The sequence below is a fragment of the Psychrobacter sp. TB55-MNA-CIBAN-0194 genome, assembly GCF_040309505.1.
In the GTDB taxonomy this organism is placed as follows: domain Bacteria; phylum Pseudomonadota; class Gammaproteobacteria; order Pseudomonadales; family Moraxellaceae; genus Psychrobacter; species Psychrobacter fozii.
Genome location: NZ_JBEOOW010000689.1, coordinates 1 through 242 on the forward strand (window position 1 = coordinate 1; position 242 = coordinate 242).

Below are 242 nucleotides of genomic sequence, written 5' to 3' on the forward strand. Positions count from 1 at the left end.
TACTATTATCGTCCGCGCTGAAGGGCGCATTGATGATATTGATGAACTTAAGCAATTGGTGATTAAGGCCGATGACGCCAAGGTGTATCGCCTTAGGGACTTGGCTGACATTCAAATTGGCCATCTGGCTCGTTATGGCGCCGTGACCAAAGACGGTGAAGAGGCTGCTGAGGCATTAATTATTGCCCTTAAAGATGCCAATACTGCCCAAGTGGTCAGCAGCATTAAAGACAAGCTTGAAC

Annotated in this window: 1 protein-coding gene; it reads left to right on the forward strand. The window is 47.5% G+C overall.

Features of this window, described 5'->3' with window-relative positions:
* The coding region (locus AAEY75_RS16745) for an efflux RND transporter permease subunit (protein WP_352260288.1) at positions 1-242 on the forward strand (242 nt) is incomplete at both ends.